The sequence below is a fragment of the Rossellomorea marisflavi genome (assembly GCF_009806575.1).
Taxonomy (GTDB): domain Bacteria; phylum Bacillota; class Bacilli; order Bacillales; family Bacillaceae_B; genus Rossellomorea; species Rossellomorea marisflavi_A.
Genome location: NZ_CP047095.1, coordinates 1,250,673 through 1,265,686 on the forward strand (window position 1 = coordinate 1,250,673; position 15,014 = coordinate 1,265,686).

Annotated in this window: 18 protein-coding genes and 1 riboswitch; of the genes, 12 read left to right on the forward strand and 6 right to left on the reverse strand. The window is 49.0% G+C overall.

What is annotated here, in order from left to right; translation table 11 throughout:
* Nucleotides 1–5 precede the first annotated feature (5 nt).
* From D5E69_RS06640 to D5E69_RS06655, 4 genes are all read left to right on the forward strand, one after another.
* Nucleotides 6–488: a Na+/H+ antiporter subunit E gene (locus D5E69_RS06640; RefSeq protein ID WP_048005110.1), complete on the forward strand. Its 483-nt coding sequence runs from the start codon at nt 6–8 to the stop codon at nt 486–488.
* Nucleotides 481–765 carry a Na(+)/H(+) antiporter subunit F1 gene (locus D5E69_RS06645; protein ID WP_048015147.1) on the forward strand — a complete coding sequence of 95 codons (285 nt, stop codon included), beginning with the start codon at nt 481–483 and terminating at the stop codon, nt 763–765. The genes D5E69_RS06640 and D5E69_RS06645 overlap by 8 nt, the downstream gene beginning before the upstream one ends.
* Nucleotides 734–1,171 (forward strand): monovalent cation/H(+) antiporter subunit G, encoded by a 438-nt coding sequence (gene mnhG, locus D5E69_RS06650; protein WP_373921165.1) that lies wholly within the window; start codon nt 734–736, stop codon nt 1,169–1,171. Before D5E69_RS06645 ends, mnhG begins: the two co-directional genes overlap by 32 nt.
* Nucleotides 1,172–1,342: 171 nt before the next feature.
* Nucleotides 1,343–2,272 carry an ICP22 family protein gene (locus D5E69_RS06655; RefSeq protein WP_048005107.1) on the forward strand — a complete coding sequence of 310 codons (930 nt, stop codon included), beginning with the start codon at nt 1,343–1,345 and terminating at the stop codon, nt 2,270–2,272.
* Nucleotides 2,273–2,489: 217 nt separating this feature from the next.
* Here D5E69_RS06655 and nei read toward each other — a convergent pair whose 3' ends face one another.
* Nucleotides 2,490–3,305 carry an endonuclease VIII gene (nei, locus tag D5E69_RS06660; RefSeq protein WP_159129452.1) on the reverse strand — a complete coding sequence of 272 codons (816 nt, stop codon included), beginning with the start codon at nt 3,303–3,305 and terminating at the stop codon, nt 2,490–2,492.
* 168 nt (nt 3,306–3,473) lie between these two features.
* Nucleotides 3,474–3,582: riboswitch (SAM riboswitch) on the forward strand.
* An 85-nt stretch (nt 3,583–3,667) separates the two neighbouring features.
* Here nei and mmuP point away from each other — a divergent pair.
* Nucleotides 3,668–5,083 (forward strand): S-methylmethionine permease, encoded by a 1,416-nt coding sequence (gene mmuP / locus D5E69_RS06665; RefSeq protein WP_048005105.1) that lies wholly within the window; start codon nt 3,668–3,670, stop codon nt 5,081–5,083.
* Nucleotides 5,052–6,017 carry a homocysteine S-methyltransferase gene (mmuM, locus tag D5E69_RS06670; protein WP_048005104.1) on the forward strand — a complete coding sequence of 322 codons (966 nt, stop codon included), beginning with the start codon at nt 5,052–5,054 and terminating at the stop codon, nt 6,015–6,017. Before mmuP ends, mmuM begins: the two co-directional genes overlap by 32 nt.
* Nucleotides 6,018–6,062: 45 nt before the next feature.
* On the opposite strand, the gene D5E69_RS06675 is transcribed toward mmuM, so the two are convergent.
* Nucleotides 6,063–6,476, reverse strand: a complete 414-nt coding sequence (locus D5E69_RS06675; RefSeq protein WP_053072082.1) for an ATP synthase subunit c family protein — start codon at nt 6,474–6,476, stop codon at nt 6,063–6,065.
* Nucleotides 6,477–6,592: 116 nt separating this feature from the next.
* Between D5E69_RS06675 and D5E69_RS06680 the strand changes: the two genes are divergently transcribed.
* The gene (locus D5E69_RS06680; RefSeq protein ID WP_159129454.1) at nt 6,593–7,549 is read left to right on the forward strand and encodes an RNA polymerase sigma factor; all 957 of its coding nucleotides are present in this window, start codon (nt 6,593–6,595) and stop codon (nt 7,547–7,549) included.
* Here the strand turns inward: D5E69_RS06680 and D5E69_RS06685 are convergent.
* On the reverse strand, nt 7,546–8,556 hold the full coding sequence (locus D5E69_RS06685) for a serine hydrolase domain-containing protein (RefSeq protein ID WP_159129455.1): 1,011 nt from the start codon (nt 8,554–8,556) through the stop codon (nt 7,546–7,548). The two genes, D5E69_RS06680 and D5E69_RS06685, sit on opposite strands and share 4 nt — an antisense overlap.
* Before the next feature lie 215 nt (nt 8,557–8,771).
* Here D5E69_RS06685 and D5E69_RS06690 point away from each other — a divergent pair, with 215 nt between their 5' ends.
* The gene (locus D5E69_RS06690) at nt 8,772–9,146 is read left to right on the forward strand and encodes a VOC family protein (RefSeq protein WP_048005101.1); all 375 of its coding nucleotides are present in this window, start codon (nt 8,772–8,774) and stop codon (nt 9,144–9,146) included.
* 38 nt (nt 9,147–9,184) lie between these two features.
* Here the strand turns inward: D5E69_RS06690 and D5E69_RS06695 are convergent, their stop codons facing one another.
* The 3 genes from D5E69_RS06695 to D5E69_RS06705 form a co-directional block, all read right to left on the reverse strand.
* Nucleotides 9,185–10,006, reverse strand: a complete 822-nt coding sequence (locus tag D5E69_RS06695) for an MBL fold metallo-hydrolase (RefSeq protein ID WP_048005100.1) — start codon at nt 10,004–10,006, stop codon at nt 9,185–9,187.
* 337 nt (nt 10,007–10,343) lie between these two features.
* Nucleotides 10,344–10,802 carry a hypothetical protein gene (locus D5E69_RS06700; RefSeq protein WP_048005099.1) on the reverse strand — a complete coding sequence of 153 codons (459 nt, stop codon included), beginning with the start codon at nt 10,800–10,802 and terminating at the stop codon, nt 10,344–10,346.
* The gene (locus D5E69_RS06705; RefSeq protein WP_048005098.1) at nt 10,799–11,005 is read right to left on the reverse strand and encodes a helix-turn-helix transcriptional regulator; all 207 of its coding nucleotides are present in this window, start codon (nt 11,003–11,005) and stop codon (nt 10,799–10,801) included. Before D5E69_RS06705 ends, D5E69_RS06700 begins: the two co-directional genes overlap by 4 nt.
* A 268-nt stretch (nt 11,006–11,273) precedes the next feature.
* Here D5E69_RS06705 and D5E69_RS06710 point away from each other — a divergent pair, with 268 nt between their 5' ends.
* The 4 genes from D5E69_RS06710 (at nt 11,274) to D5E69_RS06725 (ending at nt 14,962) form a co-directional block, all read left to right on the forward strand.
* Nucleotides 11,274–12,101: a TRM11 family SAM-dependent methyltransferase gene (locus D5E69_RS06710; RefSeq protein WP_331458294.1), complete on the forward strand. Its 828-nt coding sequence runs from the start codon at nt 11,274–11,276 to the stop codon at nt 12,099–12,101.
* A 248-nt stretch (nt 12,102–12,349) separates the two neighbouring features.
* On the forward strand, nt 12,350–13,375 hold the full coding sequence (gene desA, locus D5E69_RS06715) for a Delta(5) desaturase DesA (protein WP_048005097.1): 1,026 nt from the start codon (nt 12,350–12,352) through the stop codon (nt 13,373–13,375).
* A 26-nt stretch (nt 13,376–13,401) separates the two neighbouring features.
* Entirely contained in the window at nt 13,402–13,875 is a 474-nt protein-coding gene (locus tag D5E69_RS06720) for a response regulator (protein WP_159129456.1), read from the forward strand.
* 100 nt (nt 13,876–13,975) lie between these two features.
* Nucleotides 13,976–14,962: a LacI family DNA-binding transcriptional regulator gene (locus D5E69_RS06725; RefSeq protein ID WP_048005096.1), complete on the forward strand. Its 987-nt coding sequence runs from the start codon at nt 13,976–13,978 to the stop codon at nt 14,960–14,962.
* Nucleotides 14,963–15,014: the final 52 nt, after the last annotated feature.

The window sequence follows — 15,014 nt, forward strand, 5'->3', positions numbered from 1 at the left end:
ACCCCATGCCCATGCAAATCCTGATCAATCTTCTGATCGGTTTCATATGGATGTTCTTTCAGGAAAGCTTCAGCTTCCTCACCTTCTTCAGCGGGTATTTATTCGGTATACTGGTCCTGTTCATTTTGAGGCGTTTCCTGCCTCATAAGTTTTACCTGGAGTCGCTGGTGGCCATCATCCATTTATTCCTTGTCTTCATCCGGGAGCTGTTTGTTTCCAGCGTCCAGGTCTCTCGTCATATCATCAAGCCCAAGATCGATGTGACACCGGGTGTATTCAAGCTTGAGACGGATCTTGAGGGAGAGCTTGAAGTCACGCTTCTTGCCCTCCTGCTGAACTTGACCCCGGGTTCCGTCGTCATGGAGGTTTCTGATGACAACAAACGATTTTATCTTCACGGCATCAATCTTCCGAGTGCAAAAGAATCGGCATACAAATCCCAGAAGAAGCTGGAGACTGCCATAAAGAGGGTGACCAGAAATGATTAAAGCCATATTGATCTGTTCCCTTGTCGTCCTGACCATTGCCATCCTGGCGACCGTCTACCGGATCATCAAGGGGCCGTCAGCCCCGGACCGCGTCCAGGCGTTGGATGCCCTGGGAGTAAAGCTGATCTCGGCGGTGGCGATCTTTTCGGTACTGCTTCAGAATTCGGGCTTCTTCGAAGTCATCCTCCTCATCGGGATCCTTTCATTCATCGGCACGCTTGCATTTGCGCGCTATATAGAGAGGGGTGTCGTCTTTGAACGTAACAAGTCCGATTGAAGTCGTCGCCGTATTCCTGATCCTGATCGGAACGATCTTCAGTTTGCTGAGTGCCATCGGCCTCGTCCGTCTGCCGGACATCTACACCCGGTCCCACTCGGCTTCGAAGAGCTCCACAGTTGGGGTGTTGTTCACCCTCATCGGTGCCTTCCTGTTTTTCATCATGGAAGGGGTCTTCAGCATCCGGCTCTTCCTTGGCATCTTCTTCGTGTTCCTTACAGCCCCTGTCGCGTCCCATGTCATCGTCAGGGCAGCATACCGCTCCAAAGTCGAAATGTGCAACGAAACGGTACAGGATGAATTGAAAGATCTGCTGGAACAGGACGAAGCCAATTATCATACGGAAACGAAGGATGAGGAAACGGATGCTTCTTCATCCAGTAAAACAGAAAAGGCCACTGAGTGAATCGGTGGTCTTTTTTATGTGAAATTTGACTGGTGCTATGCGGTTCATCCACCTTTTTACATGTGTCGAAACACACCAATAAGCACCAAACTTTGTAAAAATATGTTTGCCGTGAGAGAGTGCGGGTATAAAACTGGTAACAAAATGGTTGACAAATAAGGAGGTAGCTACATGAAGCGAAAGGCAGCATGGTTCAGCATTCTACTGGCAATGATATTGACCCTCGGGGGTTGCAGCAGCCTGCAGACAGCCATCAGCGGTGACAAGGAAGAGAAGAAAGAAAAGACGGAACAAACGGGTGAAGAAAAGACCGCCAAGAAAGATGACAGTGATCAATCTGGAGAAGCAAATGCGGAAGAATCGACGGATGCCACGGCAACAGAGGAAGAAGGTACTGCATCGGGGGATGGGGGAACGGCATCAATCGATGACATTCCGGCAGATGGAAGCGTCCAGGATGATTCACTGAGCACTGAAGAAGACCCATTCAATGATGATTCTTCCGATGCGTTCGATAGTCCGGCTGCAGGTGATGCGGAGACCACGATGCCAGGTCAGGGACCCAGTATTGAAGCCAGTGAAGAAGAATTTGCTGCTTTCGATAAAGAAATTCAGCTTGCCTTATTCCAGGCTAGGATGATGGAGGTCATGTTGTACTACGATTATGGAATTGGCAATCCCGATTTTTACATTAAGGAAAACATGACCGAAGAGGATGTACAGATGGTCAAATCGGAACTTCAGACCATCCAGATAGAGGAACCTGTCTATAAGAGCATGCATGATGAGGCCTTGGGTTTGCTTGATTCGATCGACAACAGCAAAGAAGTGGATGGGGATATCAAGAAATACAAAGAAACGCAGGACAAATACCTGGCAATCTCAGAAGAGATGATCAAAACGATTGAGAAAGTGAACGTGGACAATGCTGCGGAAACAAGGAAGAAGCTTGATGATATGACGACAGAATACTTGAGGATTTCCACTGAACTGGGTGTGATCATGAAGGACATCGTCGTCAAACAGGGACTTGACCACGCCTATTTTGTAGAGGCACTAGATGGGATCATGACGAGTGCAGGGATGGACGGCGTCATCTGATAGTAAATAGAGGCTGCGACAAATGTGTTTCAGTCACAGTAAAACCCGGATTCATTTGCGGATAAGGCAAATGAATCCGGGTTTTCAATTGGTTTCATGACGATTACTATTTACTTGTTTCTAGCGATTGATTGGAGTGCAAGACGAAGACTCCTGCGGAAAGCGAAGTTATACTGATTTGTTCGTCATGACCTTTTTTGTTTTGACCAACCTCTTTTTATTTGGATTGACAATGTGGGCAGTAATACAGCCTTCTGGAAGCGGCCGTGATTTTCTCAATCTCGGTCCCGCATCGATAGCATGAGGAACCTTCACGATTGAAGACCCAATGGCGATAACGGGACCGCGTCTCGCCTTCTTTTCTCAGCTTTTCTACCAACTGCAGGTCATTGGTGATCCCGGCGGTTTCATACGATTGCGTCATCAGATGAATGATGGCTTCGGCTGCAAGGGTCAACTGGTCCTCACGACAGTCCATGGGACGGAGGGTCGGATGGATTCCAGAGACGAATAGAATTTCAGACCGAAGGTAGTTCCCGATTCCGGCAACAAAACCTTGATCAAGCAGTAGATGCGCCCATTTGCGCTTCCTGAATGCTTCCATCCGGGTGATGATGTCTCCGCTTGTTACGTGTTCACTGAGAATATCCGGTCCGACCCTTGCAATGAATGGATGTAAATGAACCTCCTCATCCCGCATGACGTTAATATCAGAGGCGCTGTAGAGCAAAGCGGACTTCTTCTCATTGTGTATGGCTACGCGCAGCTGGCGATTGGTTTTGGGGTATTCATAGGCATGCTTTACATACCACCGCCCATACAGCTGGTTGTGTGAATACATCGTATAGCCGTTGTCGAAGCGGATCAACATCGCTTTTCCTTTCGTGTCCACCCTGGTGATCTTTGTTCCCTGCAGGAGACTTTCATATCCCTTTAAGTGCGGGAAGGCAAAGAAAATCTCCATGACGGGAAGACGGGCGAGTGCTTTTTGAACACGGTCTGCGGCCCGTCTGATTTCCGGTCCTTCCGGCATGGTGTCATCCCCCTTTTTCTATATACGTTCCCGTATTCCCGTGGAAATAATCAAAAGGGTGTTTTATTGCTAAGGATGAGGGATGAGCACGCTTACATATTTTTTGTGCGGTCATTTTTATATTGACAGGAATGAGGGTTCTTGTTAATGTTTATACCAATCTCATAATTCTTATCCAGAGAGGTGGAGGGACTGGCCCTTTGAAGCCTCAGCAGCAGATCTTCTTTAGAAGAAACTGTGCTAATTCCAGCGGGTGATCAAACCTGATAGATAAGCAGTTTATTTGTCGGTAACGCACTCGTTTTGAGTGCGTTTTTTGTTTGTCTACTCATCCCAGAATCAAGAACGCGGAGGATGCCAACATGAAAATTGAAGCAAAAGACTTTAAGAGGAAAATGAAAACAAGGCATTTGATCATGCTTTCCCTTGGGGGCGTGATCGGGACGGGGCTTTTTCTCAGCTCGGGGTATACCATCCATCAGGCAGGTCCATTCGGCACGATCCTTTCTTATTTGATCGGAGCCATCGTCGTGTATCTTGTCATGATGTGTCTTGGAGAGCTATCTGTCCATATGCCCGAGACGGGGTCCTTCCACAGCTACGCGGCCAAGTATATCGGGCCGGGTACCGGTTATGCCGTCGGATGGTTGTACTGGCTGACTTGGACGGTTGCCCTTGGATCTGAATTCACGGCTGCCGGTCTGATGATGCAGCGGTGGTTCCCATCGGTGAGCGTATGGATCTGGAGTGGGTTATTCGCAGCCATCATCTTCGGTATGAACGCGTTCACGGTCCGATTTTTTGCAGAATCGGAATTCTGGTTCTCCCTTGTCAAGGTAGTGGCCATTGTCTTTTTCATCATAGCAGGAGGAGCTGCCATCGTCGGCTTCGTGCCGCTTGCCGATTCATCCCCGGCACCATTCTTCACGAATATCACCGATGCGGGGTTATTCCCGAATGGGGCATTTGCCATCATCATGACAATGCTTGCCGTCAACTTCGCCTTCTCCGGCACCGAGCTGATCGGGGTAGCCGCGGGTGAAACGAAGGAGCCCACCAAAACGATTCCAAAGGCGATCCGGACAACCCTTATCAGACTCGTCATCTTCTATGTAGGGACGATCGTGGTACTTTCTGCCCTCCTCCCAAGTGAAGCGGCTAGCGTATTGGAAAGTCCATTCGTCGCCGTACTCAGCAGGATCGGGATTCCATATGCGGCAGACCTGATGAATGTGGTGATCATCACCGCCATCCTCTCCGCAGCCAATTCAGGCTTGTATGCTTCTTCCCGGATGCTTTGGTCCCTTGCAGATAAAAAGACCATCCCGTCTTTCTTCGGCAAACTGACCAAATCTGGCGTCCCGCTCGTTGCCACCATCACCAGCATGTTGGGCGGTGGGCTTGCACTCTTATCAAGCATTTACGCACCCGACACGGTCTATATCCTACTGGTGTCGATTTCTGGACTGGCCGTCGTATTTGTCTGGATGAGCATAAGTGCATCGCAGTTCTTCTTCAGGAGACGCTTCATCAAAGAAGGCAACAGTGTGAAGGACCTGGCATATAAGACCCCATTGTATCCATTCGTTCCGATTGCTTCGTTTCTTCTCTGCCTTGCATCCGTTATCGGGATCGCTTTCGACGAAGGTCAGAGGGTGGCGCTTTACTGCACGATCCCATTCGTGGGCTTCTGTTATGCGGCGTATTATGTGACAAACTATGTGAAAAAGAAAAGGAGTGTCGAGTATGTCAACACAAGTGAAACACAATCCCATTGAAGCCATCCTGAGGACTCACGCCACGGTCATCCTGGACGGGGCGCTCGCCACAGAACTGGAGTCCCATGGATGCGATCTGGATGATCCCCTGTGGTCTGCCCGGACGCTCATTGAAAACCCGGGGGCGATCTCGGCCGTCCATACGGACTACTTTCGTGCCGGGGCCGATTGTGCCATTACTGCAAGCTACCAGGCAACAGTGGAGGGCTTCGGTCAAAGAGGGATAGGAGAAGGAGAGGCCATCGATCTGATCAAGCAAACCGTATTCCTGGCAAAAGAAGCAAGGGATTCATTCTGGGATGAAGAAGGCAGTCGGGACAACGGCCGTCATAAGCCTTTCGTAGCGGCCTCTGTCGGGCCGTACGGTGCGTACCTGGCAGATGGGTCCGAGTATCGGGGAGAGTACGGCATTTCAAAGGAAGAGCTTGCAGCCTTCCATCGTCCCCGCATTCAGGCCCTCATAGAAGCCGGAGCGGACGTTCTGGCATTTGAAACCATCCCTTCTTTTGAAGAAGCGGAAGTGTTGGTGTCCTTATTGCATGAGTATCCCGGTGTTTATGCCTGGTTGTCCTTTTCGTTGAGAGATGGGTCCCGGATCAGTGATGGGACGAGGGTGGCCGATTGCGCACTTGCCTTCAAGGATGAAGAACAGATTGCAGCGATCGGGGTGAATTGTGCACCGATCCCTGAAGCGACGGAAGCTGTCAAAATCCTTCACCAGCATACAGATCAACCGATCATCGTCTATCCGAATTCAGGTGAAACCTATGATGCTGAGACCAAAACCTGGCATGGAGAGGAAGCGTGCGGAAGTTTCATTGACCAGTCCGATGCCTGGTTCGAAGCAGGTGCGAAAATCATCGGTGGCTGCTGCCGAACCGGACCTTCCCATATTCAGGACCTGTCTGATAAGTGGAGGAAACGCGAAAGATAAATCAACAATAAAAAGGAGGCCGATGCGCCTCCTTTTTATGTGGGGTCAACCTGCTGCAATGAGACTTGCCACAATGGCGATGATGGGGACCGCCGTCATGAGGGCATATCCAATGAAAAATGTGGTCTGTACCATCGCTTTTGTTTGCTTATCCGCATGAGGATCTTTCACCACGTCCAAAAATGTCCGCAATAACACGACGAAGTTGACGGCGGTAACCGCAATCGTTATGGCGACAGGAATGACGACGGATCCTGTAAAGGACTCGATCATGATGAAGCCAAGGACGATAAGGATCAATGGGAGTGCTTCTGCTATCGCCACCCCGATGAACATCCTCGACTGGATCTGCTGACGCTGATCAGGATGAGCCACCATCTCCCTCATGGCTTTCCGTATTACAATTCCAATTCCCGTGGTCGCAATGATGGCTGCTAATGCCATTAAGTATAAAGCCAAAGAATCACCTCATCGTTTCATAGTATTGAAGATTTTGCCACATACCCATATTATAGGAAATGCAGGATATGCAGGCAACCATTAACAAAAGTAGATTCTGAGAATGGAGTGGAAAGATGAATGCAGACCTTGAATCACTGGGATTACCCCTTCGGGACCTGGAGAGGGAATTTAAAGAAAAAATCGAGCCATACCGGTCCGATCTATGGAGATACTGCCGGACCTTGACGCGATCCCCGTGGGATGCAGAAGATCTGGTCCAGGATACGCTCCTCCGTGCGTTTTCATTATTGCCCAAGCTCTATCAGCCTATTGAACCTAAAGCCTATCTATTCAAGATTGCAACGAACCGTTGGATCGATCAAAGGAGGAAGCAGGAACGGATCGAGATGAGGGAGGACATGGAGGAAATCAATGCAGCAGGAGAATTCGACTATCAGCTTCTGGAAAATCTGGAGCATCTCGTCCACATTCTTACCCCTGTTCAATACGTATCGATCATTTTGACTGATGCATTCCTATACAAAGGGAAGGAAGTGGCTCATATCATCGGGACGACGGAAGCGTCCGTCCATGCTCATGTAAGCCGTGCACGAAAGAGTTTGCGGAAGTATAATCCTGTCTCTAATGCCAAATCAGGAACGAGCGCATCTGTGGATTCTCTTCAAGCTGATCAGGTCATCGCCACCATGTTGGAAGGATTCCGGTCCAAGGACCCCGAAAGGATCGCATCTGTCCTTCATGAAGAAATCCAGACGGAGATTGTCCATTCAGGGCTGGAGATCGGCTTGGAAGAGACAAAGAGGCATTCCTTGGAGGATTGGCATCAGAATGTCCAGGATCAACAAACCATCATCGGGGAGTACCGTCTGCTATGGGGTGCCCCGGTGATTGTGGAACTGGAGGAGAAGGAGGACGGGAAGAGGTATCTCAACAATCTTCACCGTATCAAGATCGAGGAAGGCCTCATCATCTCCTGGAGATTCTACTGCTTTTCATGGGATCTGATGAAGCAGGCTGCCGAAGAACTGAATGTAGAATTGAACGCAGCCTACTTTTATCATGTGTTCTAAATACCATTCTCCCTGATGAAGGTAATCAGGGAGAATGCCTGATCGTCACAATTCGATAGTACGGTGATCATCCGGTCGTCCTCCGGGATGATCACAGATCTGAAGCTCACGCCAGGATCAAGGCCCATCAACGAATAAACCGGCGTATCATCCCCTTCGTCCTGGATTACCCATACCCCATATCCATAAAAGGTTCCCGTACCGGACGCTACGTGCGGCTTCAGGATGAGATCCGTGCTTTCTCTCGTCAGGAGATGGTGCTTAAAGAGGGAATCGAGCAGGGCATGGAAATCCTCTGTTGTCGTATAGGCGCCTCCGTCGGGTCCTCCTTTCACGGGAAGGGAGTAGATATTGCTTTTATACAGCCCATCCCCTAGACCGATGTAGCCCGTGGCTGTTCCATCCGGCAGCTGGTCCATCCTGAAGTAACCCGACTTCTCCATGCCTGCCGATTCGAATATATGGGTCTCCACATATTCGGAAAATGTGATTCCTGTGTGTGCCTCGATGATCAAGCCCAAAAGCACATAGCCCGAATTATTGTAGGAAAAGCGCTCACCGGGTGTGGATTTCATAGGCTCTTGTTCAAACAAGGGGAGGAAGTCAGCCGGTGATTCCATCCGGTAGGAAGGACGTTCTTTCCATAGATCCTCGAAGTCATCCATCTCTTCTTCATCAAAATAATCCGGTATGCCGGAAGTATGGGTCAACAACTGGTGAACCGTGATGCTTTCGTGAAAGTGAGAGTGCTTCAGGGGAAGTACATCCCGTAGCCGTGAATCCAAGGAGAAACAGCCTTTCTCGATCAGCTGCAGGATGGCAATTGCCGTGAAGAGCTTGCAGCCAGAAGCTATCCCGAAACGGGTGTGAGTGGAATTGGATATGTTGTGCACCCGGTCTGCCAGGCCGTAAGCCTGCTTGAATTCTATCTGGGATCCATTTGTCACAAGGATGGATCCTTGGAAGTCCGTATTGATACAGTGGGTATGAAGATCATGTTTTTTCATGGAATCAGTCCCTTCGTTTCCTTCATCATACCGTTTCCCGTGATAGGTTGATAGGCAAAGAATGGTGATAGAATAAGTTTTCCTTATGGCGATTTTGGGGATAAGGTTGTATGAAAGCCAAATGCAGGAAAAATCCACAATAGAATGAAAAAAGTCTGTCAGGTTTTCATCGTTTCATCCGTCTTACTAAATGAAGACAAAAAGGAGAGTGAACCATGAAGACGCCAATTCAAAATAGGATCCACACCATCTTTATCCATGTGAGTGATTTGAAAGCCTCTGCCCTCTGGTATGCAGAGCTCCTCGGGCAGGAAATCGACCTGAATGATGTCACAAGACCGGTCCACACGATTCCTGTCGCCGATTATACGAGCCTGACGTTGGATGCAGGGCCTGAAGGGGAGCAAAAGGACATCGTGCCTGCCCGCTTCCCGATCTTCAATTTTCATGCGGACGATATTCATGAAGCCCATGGCTACGTGGAGGGAATCGGAATCGAAGTCGTCCAGCCCATCACGAGCTTCGATGATTTCTCGTTTTTTACGGTGAAGGATCCTGACGGTCATCTTATCATGATCTGTACAGGATGAAACAAAAGCATCCCATATCGCGGGATGCTTTTGTTATGTTATGTATGGAAGAGTGTGCCTTCAAGTGCGGCAATATAGCGTTCTGCCGATGCCTGAACCTTCGCATTAGCTCCACGCGTGACGATCCGGTGAAATGCGTTGTATAGCCTGTCGAATGGGAGCGGCTTCACCTGGTCCGCCATCTCCTTAACTTTAAGGGCAGGGAGCGGGATGAGATTCGGATAGCTGTACATGAAGCTGACCCAGTTCCGGTCTGCTACCACCTGGATGACATCCCCTGTGAGGAGCACGCCGAGCTTTTCTGCACCGCTTCTCCAGTGGAGGATGCTTCCTCCTTTGAAATGCCCGCCGATGCGATGGATGGTGACTTCTTCGTGCAGTTCAAGCGCTTCCCCGCTCCAGTAAATGATGCGCTCACTCGGCCGGGTCACCCATTCCCTGTCGTCTTCGTGAATATAGATCGGTGCATCGAACTCTTCTGCCCATTCCACCTGGGTGGAGTAATAGTGCGGGTGGGACAGGGCAATCGCCTGGATGCCGCCTAACGTACGGATGGTCGCAATGGTTTCATCATCAAGGTAGGAGATGCAGTCCCATAGGACATTGAAGCCTCCTTCTTGGATGAGATAAGCGGTTTGACCGATGCCGAACGAAGGAGTGGTGGTGATGCTGAAAAGGCCCTCTTCTTCTTGAATAATCTCATTCTTGTATTCTCCTGATGCAGTAAGCTGCTCAAGAGTGGTCCACGACTGACCGTTTGGACTCACGTATTGTCGTTCCTCCGTACAGATCAGACAAGATGACGGCTCTGCAGCCGAGTGGTATTGCACGCCGCATGTGGTGCATATTTTCTCATTCATGATGATCTCACTTCTCCTCTTATTGGGAATTCATTAAAATTATACCATGAACAGGCTGGGATCAACGTGTTTTAGTCATAGTAAAACCTGAATTCATTTGCCTAAGATAAGGCAAATGAATTCAGGTTTTTAATATGTTTTATGACCCTTACGATTTCATTGTTTCCAGCGGTTGATTGGGGTGCAAGACGTAGACTCCTGCGAGTAGCTGATGTGAGACCCCGCAGGATTGGCTCACGGGCTACCCGCGGAAAGCGAAGTCTTGCATGGAAATCATGAGCAGTAGTATGAACCTACACTAATCGTGTTCGTTTATTTTGTCCCAACCTACTACTAATTAAAATGCCTTCTTCCAATGAATCAGATACGCTGTCACTTGAACGAAGGGCAGCAGCATGAAGAGAATCACTGGATAGTAGGGGAGCTTTTCAGCAACGAGTGGATAAAAGACAAGCAGAGCGGCGATGACCGGAGCAGCGATCATCATGCTCATATAGGCGGTCTTACAGGCTTCCGCGGTGATCTGCTTTTCCCTTTCATCGCTTTCCTGGAATTCATCCGGGACCATGAGGGAAAGCTTCCTTCTTTTTTTAGAGCGGTAGGACAGGATGGATAGGATGCTACACACGATCAAGATCAATAGAAAAGGGAAAGCATTTCCTTCAAACATGACGTCTCCGTCCGGGTTTTTGTTGAACGCAGCAATTTGGGTTGTCATATCAAAAAACTCCACCATTGCCCAGCCAAATAAACCAAATACTACGACATACATCCAAAACAGTTTCATCCATTTCATCTTTCTTCCTCCTCCAGATAGAATATCTCTTCAACGGGCAGTCCGAATGCCTTGGCTATTTTCATCGCGAGAAGCAGGGAAGGGATATAGCTCCCTTTTTCCAGGGCGACGATGGTCTGTCTCGTCACATCGACGGACTCAGCAAGCAGGCCCTGTGTTATTCCATGCCTTGCCCGCAATTCTTTTACACGGTTTGTCAGCATCCCATCACTTTCCTTTTCTTGAGTTTATACCCATATTGTATGGTGAACTTTACATTTTGTAAAGTCTATTTTACATCTATTTTTAAAATGGGTACCGGCAAGCTTGCCGACTGTACGAAATAGCTGTGATACAATAAGAGGAGTACGTTATTTTCATACGGAGTTGATTATCATCAGAAAACATCTATACACTTACTCCTGGGAACCGAACGAAGTATCGTTGTGTGCATTGGAAAGAAGGGCGTTGTTCGGCGAAAATCCTAGTACCTTGATCCAGGAAAGCACACGCTTGATCGATCCGAGCAGGAGTCCATTCATAAAAGAACGTCTCACCGTCATCACGGAAGGAACAAGCTTTGAAGAGTTCCTGGGGAAAGTCCATCAATTGGCCACCGTAGATGGTTTCAAGGTCATATATGTTCAAAATCCCGATCGGGAGAAAACAGGCTTCAAGGAAGTACGCAGGGTCGAAAAAGAAGTCGGTCTCCAGCTCAAGGGTGAAGCGGAGCTGGTCAATCCCACGATTTTATTTGGTGTGATGGAGACAAATAGCGGGTGGGTGTTCGGGGAATATGCCCGCAACGAGGCCGTATGGCTGAAGCACCAGTCCAAGCCCCACAGCTATTCGACCTCATTGAATACTCGTGTGGCCCGTGCAGTAGCCAATATTGCCGCCCCGGATCCGGAAGGTGTGACGATGATCGATCCGTGCTGCGGAATCGGGACCGTCCTTGTGGAAGCATTGTCCATGGGGATGGATATCAAAGGAAGTGACCGCAACCCCCTGATCTTGGACGGTGTGAGGGAAAACATCGCCCATTTCGGTCTGGAGGGGGAGGTCAGCCTCATGGACATCAATGACATAACCGACCATTATGACGTTGCCATCATCGATCTGCCTTATAATCTCTGCTCGGTCATTACAGATGATGAAAAGCTCGAGCTCCTTCAGAGTGCCAAACGGATTGCAGACAAGGCTGTGATCGTGACCCTTGAGGATGTCGATGATGCCGTGCGGGATGCCGGTCTAGCCATAGATGACCGGTGCGAAGTGAAGAAGGGTCGATTCGTCCGGGAAGTTCTTGTTTGTTCATGAACGAAACCCACTCCATTTACACAGATGGAGTGGGTTTTATGTTATTCACGAGGAGAATATGACTTTTTTCAGATTTTCTTGATTTTCCTTTACCTCTGCAAACCCCTGCTGTGAAAGCATTCTCAATCGCGCCCCGCCTGGAAATATGACAAGTGTCATATCCCTCACATGACACCTACTACTAACACCATGACACGCTCTCCCCCTATACTATGGGTAAGACAAAGAGAAAAGGGGATTGTACTCACATGACCAATATAAAAACGCTGAAAAAAGAAGTAGCTCCTTATGAGAAATCCACAACAAAGGAAAGTGTATGGCAGCTGATCAATACGTTGGGGCCGTTCTTCCTTCTATGGTTCCTCGCCTATGAGAGTTTATCGGTATCCTACTGGCTGGCCCTCGTTCCCATCATCCTGGCAGCTGGATTTTTGACAAGGATCTTCATCATCTTCCATGACTGCACCCATTACTCATTCTTCAAAAGCCGAAAAGTCAATCGTGCAGTCGGTACAGCCATGGGCATCATGACCCTTTTCCCTTTCGATCAGTGGGGGCATGACCACGCTGTCCACCATGCAACAAGCGGGAATCTTGATAAAAGGGGTACAGGTGATATCTGGACGATGACGGTGGACGAATATCGTGCAGCTCCTTTGAAAACACGCCTTGCGTATCGCTTTTACCGTAATCCGTTCGTGATGTTCATCCTTGGCCCGATCTATGTATTCTTGTTGAAAAATCGCTTCAATCGTAAAAACGCCAGGAAAAAGGAAAGAAACAATACGTACTTTGTCAACCTAGTATTAGTTGTCCTGGTCACCCTGTTCTGCCTGACGCTCGGCTGGCTCCCCTTCCTGCTCGTACAAGGATCGATCTTCATGATCTCGGGCGCTTTCGGAATCTGGTTATTTTATGTGCAACACACGTTTGAAGATTCCTATTTCGAGGAAGATAAAGAGTGGGAATATGTGCTTGCGGCAGTGGAAGGAAGCTCGTACTACAAGCTTCCGAAGGCCATTCAATTCCTGACGGGGAATATCGGGTTCCACCATGTACATCACTTGAGCCCAAGGGTTCCGAATTACAAGCTGGAAGAGGCTCATAAAAACACCAAGCCTTTACAGAATGTCCCGACGATTTCCCTGATGACAAGTCTCAGCTCCCTCAAATTCAAACTGTGGGATGAAGAACAAAAGAACTTTGTCACCTTCAAGGCAGCGAAGGTCCAAAAGCCTGCCCGTATCACTCCGCAAGCCAAACCGGAATTATAATCGCAGGTTGAAGAGGAGAGACACGCATGATTTCTATTTTAGTCGCCGAAGTGGATGAAGCATACTTGAGAACCATCTGCACCCTTCTGGAACTGGAAGAAGATGCAGTGGTGATCGGGCAGGCAGACTCCCTTGAATCGGCAGGGAGCATCCTGGAGAAAGACCGACCCGACATTTTCATTGCCGACATCAGCTGGTTATATGCACGGGACTTCATTAAAGATGTAGCGTCCAAGGGCATCAAGATGATCATCCTGTCCACGTTTGCCGATCGGGGGAACGTGCGGATGGTGATGGAGTCCGGTGCTCATGGCTACCTGATCAAGGACAGCACGGGAGATGAATTGATCGGAGCGATCCGTACCGTCATGACGGGAGAACACGTGTATTCTCCCAAGCTCGAAGAACCGGGTGAGGAGTCTAGCGTGCACTCCCTCCCGGTCAGGAAGGTCGGTCCCATCGCTTCTATCGTGAACAGATTCAAATCTTCTGCTGTTTGAGCCTCCCCTTGGGAGGTTTTTTCTTTTTCTGTAACATGTTCATCAGGTCGGGTTTCGGGTAAAATGGAAGGGTCCGGGCTTTTGTAAGGAGGAATGCAGAGTGCCAACGATCAAAGAAGTAGCGAAGATGGCTGAGGTCTCAAGTGCCACGGTCTCACGCTTTTTAAATAATTCAGGTTATGTGGGGGAAGAGGCAAGGAAAAGGATTCTGAAAGTGATTGAGGAGACAGGCTATGTCCCGAGTGAAAATGCAAAGTCCCTCAGAACGAAACAAACGAAAGTCATCGGTGTCATCCTGCCGAAAATCAGCACGGAAACGTCGAGCCGACTTGTCCGCGGGCTGGATGAAGTCCTGGCAAAAGAGGGATATCAGATCCTGCTTGCCAACTCGGGCTTGAGTGCGGAAAAAGAAATTGAACACCTGAGGCTTCTAAAGAGCCGCGATGTGGATGGAATCATCCTCTCAGCCACCACAAACGGAGCCAACCTGAAGTCTGAAATCCAGCGTCTGGATATACCGGTGGTTGTGGTGGGGCAAGAGGTAGACGGTACGCCGAATGTAATCTTTGACGAATATCAGGCTGCTAAGGACATGGTGAAACACCTGATCGACCACGGTCATGAACGCATCGGATTCATCGGGGTTTCAGAAGAAGACCCGGCTGTCGGTGTGTTGAGGAAAAAAGGATACCTCCAAGCGATGCAGGAAAAGAATCTTCCGATAGAGGAAAGTTGGATCGAGAAGGGGATCTTTGATGTGGAATCCGGAGCGGTGGCCATGGAGCGGATGATGGAGGCTGCCATACCTCCGACTGCCGTTTTTGCCGTGACCGATCGCCTGGCCATCGGCGCCATGAATTACGTAAAGTCAAAAGGATTAAGGATTCCTGAAGATATGGCTTTTGCTGGAATCGGTGCTTCGGAGCTGTCCAGGTACATCACGCCTTCCCTCACCACGATGGACTATCAGAACAAGGAGTCCGGCAGGGTTGCAGCTGGGTTGATCCTGGAAGCGATCAAGGGCGGAATAACTTCTCCAGAAAAGAGACTGATAAATGTTCGACTTCTTAAAGGTGATAGTGTATAATCCGAATTAAGTAATCGGTTTCATTCAAATGATGTGGAATCGATTACATCAT

What these genes read in the sequence shown, in the direction of transcription:
- D5E69_RS06685 (WP_159129455.1), bottom strand. Translation starts at nt 8,556, where the DNA reads ATGAAAAAACATGATCTTCATACCCACTGTATCAATACGGACTTCCAA.
- desA (WP_048005097.1), top strand. Translation starts at nt 12,350, where the DNA reads ATGACCAATATAAAAACGCTGAAAAAAGAAGTAGCTCCTTATGAGAAA.
- D5E69_RS06645 (WP_048015147.1), top strand. Translation starts at nt 481, where the DNA reads ATGATTAAAGCCATATTGATCTGTTCCCTTGTCGTCCTGACCATTGCC.
- D5E69_RS06640 (WP_048005110.1), top strand. Translation starts at nt 6, where the DNA reads ATGCCCATGCAAATCCTGATCAATCTTCTGATCGGTTTCATATGGATG.
- D5E69_RS06690 (WP_048005101.1), top strand. Translation starts at nt 8,772, where the DNA reads ATGAAGACGCCAATTCAAAATAGGATCCACACCATCTTTATCCATGTG.
- D5E69_RS06700 (WP_048005099.1), bottom strand. Translation starts at nt 10,802, where the DNA reads ATGAAATGGATGAAACTGTTTTGGATGTATGTCGTAGTATTTGGTTTA.
- mmuP (WP_048005105.1), top strand. Translation starts at nt 3,668, where the DNA reads ATGAAAATTGAAGCAAAAGACTTTAAGAGGAAAATGAAAACAAGGCAT.
- D5E69_RS06695 (WP_048005100.1), bottom strand. Translation starts at nt 10,006, where the DNA reads ATGAATGAGAAAATATGCACCACATGCGGCGTGCAATACCACTCGGCT.
- D5E69_RS06655 (WP_048005107.1), top strand. Translation starts at nt 1,343, where the DNA reads ATGAAGCGAAAGGCAGCATGGTTCAGCATTCTACTGGCAATGATATTG.
- mmuM (WP_048005104.1), top strand. Translation starts at nt 5,052, where the DNA reads ATGTCAACACAAGTGAAACACAATCCCATTGAAGCCATCCTGAGGACT.
- nei (WP_159129452.1), bottom strand. Translation starts at nt 3,305, where the DNA reads ATGCCGGAAGGACCGGAAATCAGACGGGCCGCAGACCGTGTTCAAAAA.
- D5E69_RS06680 (WP_159129454.1), top strand. Translation starts at nt 6,593, where the DNA reads ATGAATGCAGACCTTGAATCACTGGGATTACCCCTTCGGGACCTGGAG.
- D5E69_RS06720 (WP_159129456.1), top strand. Translation starts at nt 13,402, where the DNA reads ATGATTTCTATTTTAGTCGCCGAAGTGGATGAAGCATACTTGAGAACC.
- D5E69_RS06705 (WP_048005098.1), bottom strand. Translation starts at nt 11,005, where the DNA reads ATGCTGACAAACCGTGTAAAAGAATTGCGGGCAAGGCATGGAATAACA.